The organism is Flavobacterium sp. LM4 (assembly GCF_002017935.1).
In the GTDB taxonomy this organism is placed as follows: domain Bacteria; phylum Bacteroidota; class Bacteroidia; order Flavobacteriales; family Flavobacteriaceae; genus Flavobacterium; species Flavobacterium chungangense.
The window spans coordinates 2,783,138-2,799,812 of record NZ_MUFW01000001.1; the positions used below are offsets into that span (position 1 = coordinate 2,783,138).

General features: G+C 36.7%; 8 protein-coding genes. 7 read left to right on the top strand and 1 reads right to left on the bottom strand.

The features are described 5' to 3' along the window. Positions 1-173 precede the first annotated feature (173 nt). Positions 174-4,466 carry a hybrid sensor histidine kinase/response regulator transcription factor gene (locus BXU10_RS12375; RefSeq protein ID WP_189328086.1) on the top strand — a complete coding sequence of 1,431 codons (4,293 nt, stop codon included), beginning with the start codon at positions 174-176 and terminating at the stop codon, positions 4,464-4,466. 122 nt (positions 4,467-4,588) lie between these two features. Here the strand turns inward: BXU10_RS12375 and BXU10_RS12380 are convergent, their stop codons facing one another. Beyond that, entirely contained in the window at positions 4,589-4,909 is a 321-nt protein-coding gene (locus tag BXU10_RS12380; RefSeq protein ID WP_078227575.1) for a GIY-YIG nuclease family protein, read from the bottom strand. Positions 4,910-5,600: 691 nt separating this feature from the next. Between BXU10_RS12380 and BXU10_RS12385 the strand changes: the two genes are divergently transcribed. The 6 genes from BXU10_RS12385 (at position 5,601) to BXU10_RS12410 (ending at position 16,522) form a co-directional block, all read left to right on the top strand. Further along, positions 5,601-6,416 (top strand): hypothetical protein, encoded by an 816-nt coding sequence (locus tag BXU10_RS12385; protein ID WP_123921986.1) that lies wholly within the window; start codon positions 5,601-5,603, stop codon positions 6,414-6,416. A gap of 79 nt (positions 6,417-6,495) precedes the next feature. After that, positions 6,496-9,705 carry a TonB-dependent receptor gene (locus BXU10_RS12390; protein WP_223255427.1) on the top strand — a complete coding sequence of 1,070 codons (3,210 nt, stop codon included), beginning with the start codon at positions 6,496-6,498 and terminating at the stop codon, positions 9,703-9,705. A 20-nt stretch (positions 9,706-9,725) separates the two neighbouring features. Continuing rightward, on the top strand, positions 9,726-11,615 hold the full coding sequence (locus BXU10_RS12395) for a RagB/SusD family nutrient uptake outer membrane protein (protein WP_078227577.1): 1,890 nt from the start codon (positions 9,726-9,728) through the stop codon (positions 11,613-11,615). 11 nt (positions 11,616-11,626) lie between these two features. Then, positions 11,627-13,276, top strand: coding sequence for a DUF5123 domain-containing protein (locus BXU10_RS12400; RefSeq protein WP_078227578.1), 1,650 nt, complete (start codon positions 11,627-11,629; stop codon positions 13,274-13,276). 174 nt (positions 13,277-13,450) lie between these two features. Next, on the top strand, positions 13,451-15,100 hold the full coding sequence (locus BXU10_RS12405; RefSeq protein WP_078227579.1) for a glycoside hydrolase 43 family protein: 1,650 nt from the start codon (positions 13,451-13,453) through the stop codon (positions 15,098-15,100). 201 nt (positions 15,101-15,301) lie between these two features. Then, positions 15,302-16,522, top strand: a complete 1,221-nt coding sequence (locus BXU10_RS12410; RefSeq protein ID WP_078227580.1) for a glycoside hydrolase family 105 protein — start codon at positions 15,302-15,304, stop codon at positions 16,520-16,522. Positions 16,523-16,675: the final 153 nt, after the last annotated feature.

The following is a 16,675-nucleotide window of genomic DNA, read 5'->3' on the forward strand; positions in this document are numbered from 1 at the left end:
TACTATATCGAGTAGGTACAAATTACTATTTAAAGGGTGGTATTTGGCTACTGACAGGGTGAATCTTAGGTTGGGAAAAGAATTTTGATATTTTTGTGCATTACGTAATAAAAAGATAAATGCTGAAACGAAATATAATTATAGTTTTTTTCTGTTTGATTTGTGGTCTTTGTATGTCACAGCCATCGGGTATTCTTACTCATTTTTCGCATGATCTGAAGTTAAGTCAGTCGCGTATCCTTGATATACAGCAGGACAAAAAGGGATTTATCTGGCTTGGTACTTTCAATGGTTTAATACGTTATGACGGGAATACTTTTCAGAAATTTAAGGCAGAACAAAACAATACCATGAATTTATTATCGAACAGGGTTGCTAAATTTAAGTTTGATAAAAACGGGCGTATATGGATTCAGTCTGAAAAAAATGATGTTTACTATTTTAATACGCATCAATTAAATTTTCATTACCCCGTTGAAGGAAAATCTGTTACATCTTCTGATAATGTTTTTCAAAAATTTAAAGTTATGCCTTCCGGAAGAGTGTGGTTGTTTCCTGAAAAGAAAAACTATCTGACAGTTTTCGAAACGAATAAGAAAATTCGAAAAATTCCTTTAGACCCTTCCAAGCATTGTGGTAAAGTTCATGATGTTTTTGAAGATAGATTGGGAACAACCTGGATTTTGACAGATAACGGTATTTGCAGACTAAAAAAGCTGGTTACAGGACCTGAATATTTTTTTGTAAATATGAAAGGACAGTCCGGAAAGTCTTATTCGTTTATTTCTTTCATGGAAACCAAAGAGGACATATGGTTTGGAGGAGCCCGTGGAAAGCTTACACGCTTTACTAAAAAATCAAGTACTTTTTTTGATTTTGAGCTGGGGATTAACGAAGATATTATTAATGAAGAAAGTGTGGGCGAAAGCAAAGTATTGCTAATAACACGCAGCAATGGCTTTTATATTTATGATACAAAAACGGGCAAACTGGATGTTTACAATAGTAAAACATTGGCAGGTTTTCCGGATAAGAATGTTAATTATTTAGGATCAAGCCATTCCCGTCAGTTTTGGTTTGAGGGTGCAGGAGCAGGTGTGTATCAATTTGATTTGGTTACCCGAAAACTAAGACATATAAAAGTTGATTCAGCTGATCCGGCCTCTGCCGGTATCGAAAGAAAAAGTTTTCTGCTTAATTCACCGGACGGAAAGGTCTGGATCCAGTCACACAGTGAACCATTTGCTTATTGGGACGAAAAAAACAACAAATTATATTCGATTATCCAATCTATTAAAGAATCAAAGGAAACAGTGTCTGATGTGATGCATACGGCAATGTTCGACAAATTAGGAAACCTCTGGTTTTGTTCCTTCAAACAGGGATTAGATCTGATCACTTTTAACAACAGTAATTTTTCAATATTAAATCTCGATTCATCGAATAACGGTCATAAACATAATGTTCGTAGTCTGATGACAGATAAAAGCGGTAATATTTGGGCCGCAAGCCGTACTGAAAAAATCACCTTGTTTGATGCGAAAAAAAATAAGATAGGTGTATTAGCATCTGACGGACAATTGTCTCAGGCAGGTCCGGGATGGGGAGCAGATATTTACAGCATGATGCAGGATACCAAAAATAGGGTGTGGATTGGAACCCGTGGAAATGGATTGTTTTGTTTAACTCCTACAGGACGCCCTTTTAACTACAAAGTGACTCATTATAAATATGATGAAAATAATATATACAGCATTAGTTCAAATGATATTTATAAAATTTTTCAGGCGTCATCAGGTCAGATTTATATAGCTACCTGGGGAGGAGGCATCAATCTCATTCGTCAGTCAAATGATGCATTCCGTTTTATTAATTACAGGAACGAACTAAAAAACTTTCCGATAAGAACAGCTGATAAAGTTCGTTCTATAGTTGAAAATAAAAAACATGAATTATTTTTTATTTCATCTCATAAATTATTCTCTTTTTCCGGAGAAAATAAATCGGCAGAAAAACTGCAGTTTAAAGAATATCGTCAGGTTTCAGGCAACGATATTTTAGATGTTCTAATAACCCATGACAATAAGGTAGCGCTTGCGACTAACGGCAATGGATTGATATTGAATGATTTGCATGAAAACAAGCAATTAAATATTAAGTCCGTTTGGAACGAGAGTACTGCTTTTCCTGTTCAAGGAGTAGTGGCAATGCAAGAGGATAAAGTTGGGAATATTTTGTTAATGAGTGATAACCAGTTGGTTAGATTTGATTCCAAAAAAAATACTGCCGAAACGTTTCCTGAACTGAAATCACTTATTGGTACAGAAATATTTTCAGAAGCAACAAAATGCCGCCTTGCAAATGGTGAAATTGCAGTAGGGTATTCAAACGGAGTTATTTATTTCAGACCTGAAGCTATTAAAGCCTTCAATTTCAGGCCTTACCTGGCAATATCCGGTTTTTTGGTTAATAATAAAGAACTGCATGAAATAAATCCTGATACGCCTAAAAATCCTGATTTACTGGAAGAAGTTACGCTGCAACACGATCAGAATTTTTTCAGAGTACAAATTTCCGCCTTGGATTACATTAAAAGCGAGAGTATTGTGTATCGCTACAAGCTGGAAGGAGTTGATAAGCAATGGAATTATCTTAAAGGGGGGCAATCCATTAATTATACGAATTTGGGAAGGGGAAATTATACCCTTTTGATATCCTCTACAAATGGTCATAATCTATGGGCAGATAATCAGAGGCAGATTAAAATTACGATTCGGCCTTCTGTTTGGGGAACTAATTTGGCTTATTTCTGTTATCTGGTATTGGCTATTGGTTTATTTTTAGTCGTTAATCGTGCGGTTCTTACCATATTAAAACTGAGAAGTGATGTGAAATTGCAGAAACAAATGGGGGAATTAAAATTGAAATTCTTTACTGATATTTCCCATGAAATCCGTACTCCTCTTACCATGATCACGGCACCTTTGGAGGTAATGCTTACCGATGATGATATTAAAGATTCTGTAAAAGGCCAGCTTCGAATTATTGAAAAAAACAGCAATAAGTTATTGAATCTGGTAAATCAGATTTTAGATTTAAGAAGAATTCAGGACAGGAAACTTGCAGTTAGTGAGATAGATTTAGGAGCGTTTGCAACTAAAATAAGTGAAAATTTTAGTGAAATGAGTATTCAGCGTAACATACAACTGGAGGTAAATATTAGTGATTCAAAACCAGTTGTTTGGGCTGATCCGGATAGTCTTGATAAGATTTTGGTTAATCTGCTTTCAAATGCGTTTAAATATTGTAGAAAAGGAGATTTGGTTCAGGTATATGTGGAAGAATCTGAAAAAGAAGTTTTTCTAAAAGTGATGGATAACGGACCGGGGATTAGTCCTGTACTTCAAAAACGATTGTTTATACGTTTTTCAAACTACAATGAAAATCCCTATAACCCAAGCACAGGAATAGGGCTTTCTATTGTCAGGGATTTGGCAGATAAACACGGAGCAGGTGTTTTAGTAGACAGTACTCCCGGTAGAGGAAGCTGTTTTCAAATTAGTTTCTTAAAAGGATATAAACATTTTAATGAGGATGTGGATATTATATTTGAGGAATCCGAATCTGATGAGCATTTTGTTAATGATCACAAATTTGAAGAGGAGTCCATTTTGGAGACATTTGATGAAGAGGAAGAACAAAATCCTGTAGGTTTGATTGTAGAAGACGATCCTGAATTGAGAGCCTTTATTGTTTCTGTTTTAGAAAAAGAGTATACCATTTATGTAGCAGAAAATGGAGGAGAGGGACATTTAAAAGCTGCAGAATTATCTCCTGATTTTATCATCAGTGATATTATGATGCCACAAATGGATGGGATAGAAATGCTTAAATTGATTCGAAACAACCTTGCGACAAGTCACATTCCGATAATTCTGCTTAGTGCAAAAACAGCAATTGAAAGTAAATTGGACGGAATGGAATACGGCGCTGATGATTATATAACCAAACCCTTCAATGTAAGTCTTTTAAAAGCAAGGGTAAAAAATATTTTAGAACAGCGTCAACGCCTTCAACAATTATATTCTACGGGTACAATTCCTGAAATTTCTGAAAAAGAGCCATTGCAAATTTCTACAAAGGATCATAAATTCATGTTACAGGTAATAAATCTGGTAAAGGAAAACATGTCTAAATCAGATTTTTCAGTTGATGAATTAGGTAAATTGATGTGCATGTCGCGCGCTAGTTTCTTTAATAAACTTAAAAGTATTACAGGAGTTTCGCCGGTAGTATTTATTCGCGATATGCGTTTGAATGAAGCAGCCGAACTTATTAAAAAAGAAGATTTGCTGATCAAGGAAATTTGTTTTGAAGTTGGTTTTAATGATCTGAAATATTTCGGAAAGTGTTTTAGGGCAAAATTTAATTATACACCGGCTGAGTATAGGAGACAGTTTCGTTGAAAATTCCAATATTTACTTGATTCAGACTAAGAGAGCTTCGACTCCGCTCAGCCTGACACTGAGATAAACTTTTATAATTGACTCGAGTGTCATCCTGAGCGGAGTCGAAGCCTCGTTTAATACTATGTTTTCTGTATGCAGTTTTTATGAGTTGTTTCATTTAAACATTCTGAAAGTTTTTTCAAATCCTCCCATTTATCGCTTATTATTGCTTCCTTCTTTTTCCTGCTCCATCCTTTTATTTGTTTTTCAAACGAGATGGCATGATTCACTTCGTTGAATTCAGTACAAAAAACTAATTCTAATGGTCTCTTAGCAAGAGTATAACATTCTTCATTTAGTCCTAAGATATGTTCGTTTAACCTTCTTTCGATATTATTTGTCATTCCGGTATAATAACTATTATCAGAACATTTTAAAATGTATACATAGTATTGTTTCATTTAAAAAGTTTTAAAAAATTAATCATTCATTTAAAGTTAGAAAAATACTCAACAATAGAATGGTTTGATTCTGTTTTCGCTTGTTTTATCGAATAATACCTAAATGTGTGTCAATTGGAACGGGGGCTTTAGCTTCGCTCAGCCTGACATGAACACAGATTTTATAACTAATACAACTGTCATCCTGAGCGGAGTCGAAGGCTCGTTTAATACTATGTTTTCTGTATGCGGTTTTTCTGAGTTGTTTCATTTAAACATTCTGAAAGTTTTTTAATTGTGCCAACTTATTGGAAAAGGGCTTCGACTCAGCTCAGCCTGACAATAGATATAAAGATCCTATTTATACATCTTCTAAACTTGATTTTGAGTTAAATACAATGATAGTTCGTTTTTATTAGTGTTTATTTTTTCGCACAATGTAAAAAATATCCTAATTAATTGACTAATCATTAATTATTACTACTCGAATTAGTGATTTCACCCTCCTCGAAAAGCAATATTTACACCATTTTCCAGCTCGCTATCTCTAGTTTTGCTGCATAAACCAAAAGTCTTTAACTAATTTTTAACTAACTATTAATAACCAAAACTTATGAAAACAAACCAGACTCTCATTCTATTATTAACTGGCGTATTGGTCTTAACAGACGAATATTTAGCAGATAAACAGTTTCAATTAAAATAATAGGATATGAAAAACATAAAAAAACTAATACTCGGAGTAGGCGTACTTCTTTTTATCATGACTTCCTGCTCTAGTGATGAAATGAAATACGAGCCCTCTGTTGTGAGAGATTATGCACTTCAGCTGAATGGCAATACCTGGAATATAAATGTAGGTATATCGACAAGACCTATTTTTATTTATAAAGATAACGGTGATTATTTTGGCAACTACAGTTCGCTTTATCGTTTTGCCCTTGAAAAAGGAAGTTACAAGTTTATTGCATCTGATATTCCGGCAGAAATGGTTCCGTTACCGGTTAATCTGAATGATTTTGTTGTTCCTCAGTCAGTCAATGCTGATCAAAAAGTAAATTTATCGGCAGTGGTTCCTTATGCAACACCATTTGAGGAAAAGCTTACCATGAACATTCTTACCAGAACAGGGACATTACGCCTCAAGTCAAAAGACATCGTAGCTGATCCAGGTTACGCTGTCATAAAAACTACTGTTTCTGTAAAACGTAACGGATACAAAGTCTCCGATGAAACCTTTGTAAAAGGAGATATGACCGTTTCCAGATCTAAGAAAACGACCACAGGAGGAATTAACTACTTAGATGATTTTATTGTATTTCAGACTGATGAAGCAGCGAATAATGTTACGATTCGTATTGAGTTTATGACAGCCGATTTGGTTGTAGTAAAAACAAAAGAAATTGAAGGCTCTTTTCCAATTTTAGGAAACGGTGTTACTAATATCGATTTTAATCTTAATGATCCCGATACACCAATCATTAAAGATTATGTAGTGACCATTAATGGAGTTGTACAGACCAAATAAATAAAATCCAATTGAACAGATTTGAAACAAATCTAAATCAAAATAAAATATAGTAGTTATGATGATAAAAAAACATATCATGAGCACGTTAATCGTCTTGTTTTTTGCGATTGGCGGTTATGCTCAGGAAACTGTGACCGGGGTGGTGAGAGATAAAATGGGCTCTATTCCCGGCGCAACAATTATTGTAAAAAATGAAAAATCAAATACTTCCAGTGATTTTGACGGAAAATTTTCCATCAAAGTAACGAACCCTAAAACAGCAGTTTTGGTTGTTAAGTTTATTGGTATGGAAGATATAACGGTGCCTTTAAATGGGCGCACCTCCGGAATTGACATCGAGATGAAGGAATCGACCAGTGAACTGAATGAAGTAGTGGTAATTGGTTACGGTACTCAAAAACGTGCAAACCTGACCGGAGCCGTATCCAGTATAAAAGGAACAGTATTAGAAAAAGTTCCAACCAGTAACGTAGCAGAAGCGCTGGTAGGTAAATTGCCGGGTGTTCAGATTACTTCTGCAGACGGTTCTCCTGGTTCCGAAATAATGATACGGGTTCGTGGAGGAGGTTCTATTACTCAGGACAATGCACCTTTAATTTTGGTTGATGGGTTTGAGGTTGCTACCTTAAATGATATTCCGCCAACAGACATCGAATCGGTAGAGGTATTAAAAGATGCTGCATCTACTGCTATCTATGGTGCCCGTGGTGCTAACGGGGTTATTTTAGTTACTACAAAAAATCCTAAAGCAGGAAGGGTTTCAGTGAATATAAACAGTTACATGCAAATAAAAACCTTAGCGAACCGTCTGGATGTAATGGATCCGTATGAATATGTTATGATGCAATATGAGTATGAAAAAGGAAGATCCTCAAATCCGACTGCTTTTTACAATCGTTATGGGCAGGCAAATGAAATGTATATTTATAAAGGTGATCATGGAGTAGACTGGCAGGACGAAATTTTTGGTACTAACCCGATTACTAAATACCTTGATTTTAGTATGAATGGAGGTAATGAAAAAACCAAATTCAAGTTTTCGCTAACCAATCAGGATCAGCCCGGAGTATTAATAGGAACTGGTTTAAAGCAGACCAACATGAACCTAACGCTTAATACAAAACTGTCTGATAAATTTACTTTTGAATTCCAGTCCCGCTTTATAAACAAGAAAATTGAAGGAGCAGGTACAGAAGGGGTTAATTTGCTTACTGCACTGCGTCAGGCACCAACACTGGGTTTACAGGATTATATGACATTGCCTGATGATGATACTTATTTTGATCCGGAAGATTATGAACCTGTTCCGCGTTTCAATCCGATACAGGAAGCCGAAAGAAATTATCGTGAGCGTACCGCACGTACATTCAATACAGTGGGGGCATTAACCTGGAATTTAATGAAAGGATTGAGTTTTCGCAGCTCATTCGGTTTTGAATACCAGTATGAAGAAGACGGCCGTTTTTGGGGCTTAAAGACGGGTACTGCAAATGCTAATGGAGGTCTGCCGGTAGTGGGCTGGCAAATGACTCAAAGTCCTCGTACACAATTGAACAATGTATTAAATTATAGCTTCAAAATCAATAATGTTCATGATTTTCAAACTATGGTGGGGCAGGAAATGAAGGATCAGAGGAGTGCCAGTAAGACTTATTACACGGGTTATTTTCCTGAAAGTATAACAGCAGAGAAAGCATTGGATAATCTTGCCCTAGGAAAAGGTTATAATAACTCATCAAAAGAAGGTTCGCCTAATAAAATTTCATCATTCTTCGGTCGTGTAAATTACGGTTATGACGACAGATACCTTGCAACATTTACAATTCGTGCAGACGGTTCCACAAAGTTCGGTCCTGCAAATCGCTGGGGAGTATTTCCAGCCGGAGCATTTGCATGGAGAATATCAAATGAAAAATTCTTAAAAGAGAGTACAACCGTTTCAAATTTAAAATTACGTTTAAGTTACGGAGTTTCGGGTAATGATAGAATTGATGGCGATTTGTACGCCAAATATTATGGTGTTTCACAAGACAGATCAGTAGGCTGGGGAGAGGAGAGTCATTACTACTATAACTTTTATAATCCGAGCGGTAAGAGTGTAACGTATTTAAACAATCCTAACGTGAAATGGGAGACAACTTATACTGCCAATATAGGTGTTGATTTCGGCTTTTTTAAAGAACGTCTAACCGGTAATATCGAATTTTACCAAAACACGGTAAAAGATTTGTTAGTGCCTTCTGATATTCCCGGATCATCAGGTTTTAGTAAAATTATGACCAATGTGGGACAGACATCCAACAAAGGGGTTGAATTTGCAATTAATGCCAATCTCATTCAGAAAAAAGATTTTCATCTGGATGTAAATTTCAATATTGGATATAATAAAAATAAAATTGACGCACTTTCAACCGGAGAGAATGAATGGATTCTTAGTTCAGGATGGGCAGGAACACAATTGTTAAATGATGACGATTATCGTGCTTATGTAGGCGGTACAAAAGGGTTGATTTATGGTTTTGTTAATGATGGTTTTTACACCATGGATGATTTCGACTCATTTGACCCATTAACAAAAACATGGAAACTGAAAGAAGGTGTGGCAAACTCCAAAAACCTGTCAGGTGATCCGCGTCCTGGAAATGCTAAATTTAAAAAACTGACGCCTGTTGATGCATCAGATTCAAATACGTATGTAATTGGTGCGAATGACAGAAAAGTGATTGGAGATACAAACCCAAAATATTCAGGAGGTTTTGGACTGAATGCAGTATGGAAAAATTTTGATTTCTCTACTTTTTTCAACTTTGTATATGGGTTTGATGTTTTCAACGCCAACAAAGTTATGATGACTTCCTGGTATCAAAACAACCAAAACAACTTAGGAATGGAAGTGTCGATGGATAACCGTTGGCGTAACTTTGATGATATGGGGAACGATCTTCGTTACTCTCCGGCACTCTTGGCAGATTTCAATAAAAATGCCACTATGTGGAACCCAACATCAATCGGTCGTCCTATTGCTTCGTCTTATGCCGTTGAAGATGGTTCTTTTTTACGATTGAATACACTTTCTATAGGATATACAATTCCAATAGACGTATCCAAAAAATTAATATTTAACAGAGTTCGTTTGTATGTAACCGGTACTAATTTATATGTCTGGACGAATTACTCAGGCTATGATCCGGAAGTCAATCTGTCAACAGGACTGACACCTAACATTGATTACAATGCCTATCCAAGGACAAGAAACTACACTTTTGGAGCTCAGTTATCATTTTAATTAAATCAAATTTTAAAATTATGAATAAAAAGATATTATTAAGTATGCTATTTAGTTTCGCACTTTGTTTTACAGCTTGTGATGATTATTTAGATGTACATCCGGCAACCGGTTTTACCGGCGATGAAGTTTTTAGTTCTGAAAGTGAAATACAATCTGCACTTGCAGGGGTATATACACTTATGCTGACTGATGATACGTATTCTAATCGTCTTGCCTTTGTTTTTAATCCGAATACAGATGTAGAGATGGCAGCGGTAAGCACTACTGCGGTGAATGTTAACGGCTCTGACATTGCCTGTTTTGAACCGAAACCGTATTGGACAACCCTGAATTCTACCTGGAATGCCATGTACAAGATTATCAATGCTGCGAATGATGTTATTGAAGGAATTGAAGGTTCTGATCTTTATAAAACAGCCAGCAAAACTGAGCCTTCAAAAATTACGCAAATGTATGGAGAAGCTAAAACAATCCGTGCCATGATATATTTAGATATGATCCGAATCTGGGGAGACGTTGTGTTTCGTACTAAATCATCAACAGGTGATGAGGATTTTAGAGTAGGAGTTACAGACAGAAATAAAATTCTTGAATTTCTAATAGACGATTTAAAATCGGTAGAGCCATTAATGCAATATGCAAGCGTACTAGAGTATGGTACAGAACGTGCATCAAGAAGCTTCAATCAGGGTTTGATTGGTTTGCTTGCCCTTACACGCGGAGGATGGACTTTACGCCCGGATAGTGATGCAGCCAGTATTGGTCATATGGTTCGTGGGGAAAATCATGAATTGTATTATGATATTGCCATTCAGTATTTAGGAAAAGTAATTAATGAAGGACAGCATGACCTCAAATTAAGTTATCGCAATTTTTGGATTACGCAAAACAATTGGGTAACTCCGGTTAATGATGATGTAATGTTTTCATTGCCATTATTGAAATCTATCTCAGGCGAATATGGCTATGCTATTGGTATTCCAATTATAGAAGGAACTCACCCTTACGGAAGCGCTTCCGGAAGTCTTAATTTAGCAGGAACCTATTTGTACTCGTTTGACAGTAAAGATTTGAGACGTGATCTTACCTGCGCACCTTACTCGTATGATGCCAATTTAAAACAGGTAATTCGTCTGGATTTAGCTAAGCTGGCTGTTGGAAAATGGTCAAAACTTTACTCAGCCCCACAAGGAGGTACAAGTACTAAAGGAACAGGTATCAACTACTCCTGGATGCGATTTGCAGATGTACTGTTGATGTATGCTGAAGCGGTAAACGAACGATTTGGTCCTCGTCAGGATGCTCAGGAATGTTTAAAACGAGTGCGCCGCAGAGCATTTGATCAGGCAGACTGGGGAGCAAAAGTAGATAGCTATGTTTCCTCAAAATCAAATCCGGATCTGTTTTTTCAGGCCATTATGGATGAGCGTGCCTGGGAACTTGGCGGAGAAAGCAAGCGTAAATTTGACTTAGCCCGTTGGAATAAATACAGCGAGGTAATTTACAATCAATATAACAAATTCGTGAACTGGGGCAAAGTAGCCAATGGAGCTTATGTTCCGGGTGTTGACAATGTTCCGGGAAGCGTTTACTGGAAAGAGATTCCGGATCCAATTAATGCAGGCAGAATAATTTTAGATATAAAAGGAATTGATCCGGTTTTACAAGCGAAACCCGCAGGTTATACAGAAACGGCTTTTGCCACAAAATGGTATGCCTTAAATAACGATACGCAGGCTTATGAACCAAACAACGAGGTTAAGTGGAGTTTTAGAGGTTTCATAAACTTCAATAACGCTTCAACTAAATCTCCAAATGACCCATTGCGTTATTTATGTCCTTATCCTTCAAAAGTGATTTCGGATCATCGTGGGGCTATTCAGAATTATTATGGTTTTAACTATTAATTGAATTACATATGAAAAATTCAAAAAGAGCTATTTATATTTTATCATTCCTCAGCATGATTTTGTTTGGAGGAATGCTAAACTCTTGCCAGCAAGACGATTTTGCTTATGCAAAGGTTGGAGATTTGTTTCAGCCCAAGTTTGTACTTACTGCTCCTGTGGTTAAAAGTAATTCTATTGCAGTAGTATGGTACAAAGTAAATGATGCTGCTTCCTATACGGTAGAATTGCATTTAGACAATTACTATTCCAGTCTGTTCAAATCATATACGATTACAGGTACGCAAATTTTGATGGATGATATTCCTTATAAAACACAGTTCTACATTAGAGTTCGTGCGAATAACGACAATCCTAAATTTAATTCGCAATGGGCCTATACAAATGCTTTGACAGAAGAACGTCCGGCGTATGCTCAAATATTGAAACCTGTAGAGAAGGTAAATATCACTGAAACTGAAGTAACCGTAAGCTGGACAATCGATGCGGCTAATCCGGTAGATAGTATTTCTGTTGCACCGGCACAGTCTAAGGAAATTCCGGCTATAGGACGTAAATTGACTCAGGCTGAAATAAGTCTTGGGCAGGCTAAAATTGAAGGTTTGGAAAAAAGTACAGCCTACAATGTAAATGTTTACGACAATAATAAGCCACGTGTTTATGACAGGCCATACAATCAGGTTAATTTCCGTTCGGCAGGACCATCACCAGGACAAATTTTGGTTATGAAAGGGGATGATTTAGATGCATTGTTAAGAAAAAACAATACTGATGCTACAATTCCTGAAGGAACAGAATATTTCCTCGAAGCAGGTTCGTTATTTAAGATTACTCCATTTACTATTTCAAAAGGTTTTAAGCTTACGGGTGGAACTCAGGGAGCAATACCTCAAATTGAAATGAACGGAAACTGGAATATTACCGAAGGATCCTTTTTAACCTCATTAGCTTTTGAAAACATTCGTTTTTATCAGACAATTGATGCCAGTTACTTTTTTAATAGTGGAACTTCTTGGACAATTGGAGAGGTTACATTCTATAATTGTGTGTTTAATAATTTTAAACGTGGTTTCTGGAGACATCAGGGAAGCGGAAAATACAAAGAAGTAGGAAGCTTTAAGATGGAATATTGTACTCTGGATGAAGTAGGAGGTCATTCAGGAACCTATGGTACCTTTGTTCTTGGTTCTGCCGGAGCTGACAATTTTAAAGAAGCCATTTTCAAAAATTGTACTTTTATGAGAGACTATTATGGGACAACCAATAATACGTACAATTTTAAAAACCTGTTCGATTATGGTACGTCTACTTATCCAATTTATTTAGAATACACCAATGTATCGATTTATGATTATGCTTATAATCGCGGTTTGATTAATCTTCCGGCAGCTGTAGGATCTACTTTGGTTTTCAAAAATGTATTATTAGCCTCAGCTTGTGGTAAAGTTATCCAGTCAATTGCTGCAGGCAGTACAACTGCATTCAGTAATAATTATACCACTACAAATTATCTGCTGGGACCTTCGAGTATTCAGGGTACCGCATTAGGAATAAGTGCTCAGGACTTATTCGTAAATCCAAAAGCAGGAGATTTAACAATCAAAGATTCAAACTCTCCAATTGTTACAAACAAAGTGGGCGATCTTAGATGGCTTCCTTAATTTCTGCTGGTTAATTGTTTAGTTAAAAAAAGAAGTATTCTAACCCCGGATACTTCTTTTTCCTACCATGTTTTTTCTAATGCTGATACCTCAGACACTTTAGTCTGGAGATAATCAGTGCCTGTTATTATAAATGTTTTTTAGTAAAAACATGTTGATTAAATACTTTTTAAAATGAAATTAAAACAATTAGTACTGTCCATAGGTCTGACAGTTTATGGATTAGGAGCAAATGCTCAGGGATGGAATGGTGACTTAGGAAACGGAAAGTACAAGAATCCTATTTTACATGTGGACTATTCAGATCCGGATGTATGTGCAGGGAAAGATGGTTATTATATGACTGCTTCGAGTTTTAATAGTTCTCCGGGACTTCCTGTTCTTCATTCAAATGATCTGGTAAACTGGGAGTTAATTGGATATGCATTACAAAATCAATTTCCCGTAGAGCATTATCTTACTGTTCGTCATGGGGATGGTGTCTGGGCTCCATCAATTCGCTATCACAATGGCGAATATTATATTTATTGGGGTGATCCTGATTTCGGAATTTATATGGTTAAAACCAAAGACCCGGCAGGGACTTGGGAAGACCCGGTATTGGTAAAAGAAGCAAAAGGAATCATTGATACCTGTCCGTTTTGGGATGAAGATGGAAAAGCGTATCTGTCTTATGCATTTGCAGGTAGCCGTGCGGCTGTAAAGACTGTTTTAATGTTGTCAGAACTTGCGCCAGATGGTACCAAATTAATTGGTAATCCGGCGATGGTCTTTGACGGACATAATGGTCATACAACTGTTGAAGGTTCTAAAATGTACAAGAAAGATGGCTATTACTGGATTATGGCTCCTGCCGGAGGTGTAAAACCAGGATGGCAGCTGGCTATGCGTTCTAAAAATGTTTGGGGACCTTATGAATCTAAAATCGTTTTGCATCAGGGTGATACAAAAACGAACGGACCACATCAGGGTGGATATGTTGAAACACCTAATGGAGACGGATGGTTTATACACTTTCAGGATCGTTGGGCATACGGGCGAGTTGTGAATCTTCAGCCTGTTACCTGGAAAGAAGGCTGGCCAATTATGGGAAAAGACAGCAACAATGATGGTATTGGAGAACCGGTTATGGAATACACAAAACCAAATGTGGGCAAAAATTATCCTGCAACTCCTTTGGTTTCTTCGGATGAATTCAACGGACATCAATTGGGATTGCAATGGCAGTGGCAGGCCAATCAAAACCCCGGACAACAATGGGGATGGTTATCTGCCAATCTCGGATTTATGCGTTTAAATTGTATTCCTCGTGACGAAACTATAAAAACTATGTGGATGATGCCTAATCAATTATTACAAAAATTACCTGGTGCAAACTTTACAGCCACCTCAAAACTCACTTTTGAAAACAATCCAGATGCAAAACAATGCAGTACCGGGCTAATTCTTTTTGGTGAAGATTATGCGTACATCGCTATTGAACAAGATGTTGAAGGTAAGCTCAAATTAGTACAGCGATTAATGAATGATGCGCGTACTTCTAAGAATACTGAGACAGAAGTAGCGTCAATACCGATTGATCAAAAAACAATTTATTTCCGTACTAAGGTCGAAATGGTACAAAACAAAGAGCCTTTTGACTCAAAAGCGGCTTTTTATTACAGTACTGATGGAAAGACATTCAAAGCGTTTGGCAAACCTTTTAAACTTGTTGCAGGCCGTTGGGTAGGAGCAAAAATAGGATTGTTTGCAACAGGAACGAAACTTATTAGTGACAGCAGTTATGCCGATTACGATTGGTTTAGAGTAGAAGAAGATAAGTAACAAAAAAAATAAAATGTTGTCAGGCTGAGCGGAGTCGAAGCCCTTTCCAATTGAAAAGCCTTCGACTTAGTTTATCCTGAGCGAAGTCGAATGGACTCAGGGTGACACCTGGGTAAAATAGGTGTTTAGTACAATAAGAAATATTAAATGTTTCGAGAATCGTTTTAAATCAGTTATCACAGATTATTAAGTGAAAAAACAATGACAAACAAAATTAAATATTGCATCCTCTCAATTCTGGTTTGCCATTTGGCTTCATTTGGACAATCAAAACCAAAGGATAACCAAATTTCACCGATTGAATGGGCAAAGAAAATGGCCGATTCTGATCAAAAACGTACTCCAAATCCTGTATTCCTTGATGGGGTAAAATTTCCTAAATGGAATTATACAAACGGATTGGTAACCCTTGCGAATCAGCAGTTATATGACTATACCAAAGAACAAAAGTACTGGGATTACGGATTTTCCTATGCTGACCAGCTTATTAATAAGGAAGGCAAAATATTGGGAGGTTATGAACTGGAAAAGTACAGTCTTGATTTAATAAACTCCGGAAAAATTCTTTTTGAGATTTATAAAAAGACAGGCGAGGAGCGATATAAAAAAGCAATGGACACACTCCACAAACAGTTGGAAGGTCATCCAAGAAACTCCGATGGAGGCTATTGGCATAAAAAAAGTTATCCATGGCAGATGTGGCTTGACGGCGTTTATATGGCAGATCCGTTTTCTGCAGAATATGGCGCCGTTTTTAATGTTCCGAAGTCAATTGATGATGCGATTTTACAGGCAGAACTCATTCAAAAACACACTTTTGATTCAAAAACCGGACTGAATTTTCATGGTTATGATGAGAAGAAGGTTCAATTCTGGGCAAATAAAGAAACCGGACGTTCCTCTCACATATGGGGACGCGCTCAGGGATGGTATTGTATGGCTTTGGTGGATATTTTAGATTTTATACCAAAAGATCATCCAAACAGAAAAGATTTGATTAAAATTCTCCAAAAAGTATTCACGGCAGTCCTTAAAGCTCAGGAAAAAGATTCGGGAGTATGGTGGCAGGTGATGGATCAGCCGCGACGCAAAGGCAATTATCTGGAATCAACCTGTTCAACCATGTTTGTGTATTCTTTTGCCAAGGCGTATCGAAATGGATATGTAGGTTCAAAATTTCTGAAATCGGCAAGGATTGGTTTTAACGGGATCCAGAAACAGTTCATCAAAGAAAATACCGATGGAACAATTTCTATTACAAAATGCTGTGCCGTTGCCGGATTAGGAGGAAAAAATCCTAAAGACCGTGATGGTTCATTCGAATATTATATTTCAGAACCTATCAGAGACGACGATGCAAAAGCAGTTGGTCCGTTTATTATGGCGGGTATTGAATTGCAAAAGATTTTGGATAAAAAATAATTGAATTGTCCTTTAAAAAACAAAATATTTCTATTTAGCCCCGATAGAAGAGGAAATCCTTTTGTGCCGGTGTTCGGCATAAAAGATTGCAACGAACAGCGGGACTACACGCCTGAAAACATTCAATTTTTCTGCTTCAAAAAAATTATAGCA

Coding starts and splice junctions, on each gene's coding strand:
- BXU10_RS12405 (WP_078227579.1), top strand. CDS start 13,451: ATGAAATTAAAACAATTAGTACTGTCCATAGGTCTGACAGTTTATGGA.
- BXU10_RS12410 (WP_078227580.1), top strand. CDS start 15,302: ATGACAAACAAAATTAAATATTGCATCCTCTCAATTCTGGTTTGCCAT.
- BXU10_RS12390 (WP_223255427.1), top strand. CDS start 6,496: ATGAGCACGTTAATCGTCTTGTTTTTTGCGATTGGCGGTTATGCTCAG.
- BXU10_RS12400 (WP_078227578.1), top strand. CDS start 11,627: ATGAAAAATTCAAAAAGAGCTATTTATATTTTATCATTCCTCAGCATG.
- BXU10_RS12395 (WP_078227577.1), top strand. CDS start 9,726: ATGAATAAAAAGATATTATTAAGTATGCTATTTAGTTTCGCACTTTGT.
- BXU10_RS12380 (WP_078227575.1), bottom strand. CDS start 4,909: ATGAAACAATACTATGTATACATTTTAAAATGTTCTGATAATAGTTAT.
- BXU10_RS12385 (WP_123921986.1), top strand. CDS start 5,601: ATGAAAAACATAAAAAAACTAATACTCGGAGTAGGCGTACTTCTTTTT.
- BXU10_RS12375 (WP_189328086.1), top strand. CDS start 174: ATGTCACAGCCATCGGGTATTCTTACTCATTTTTCGCATGATCTGAAG.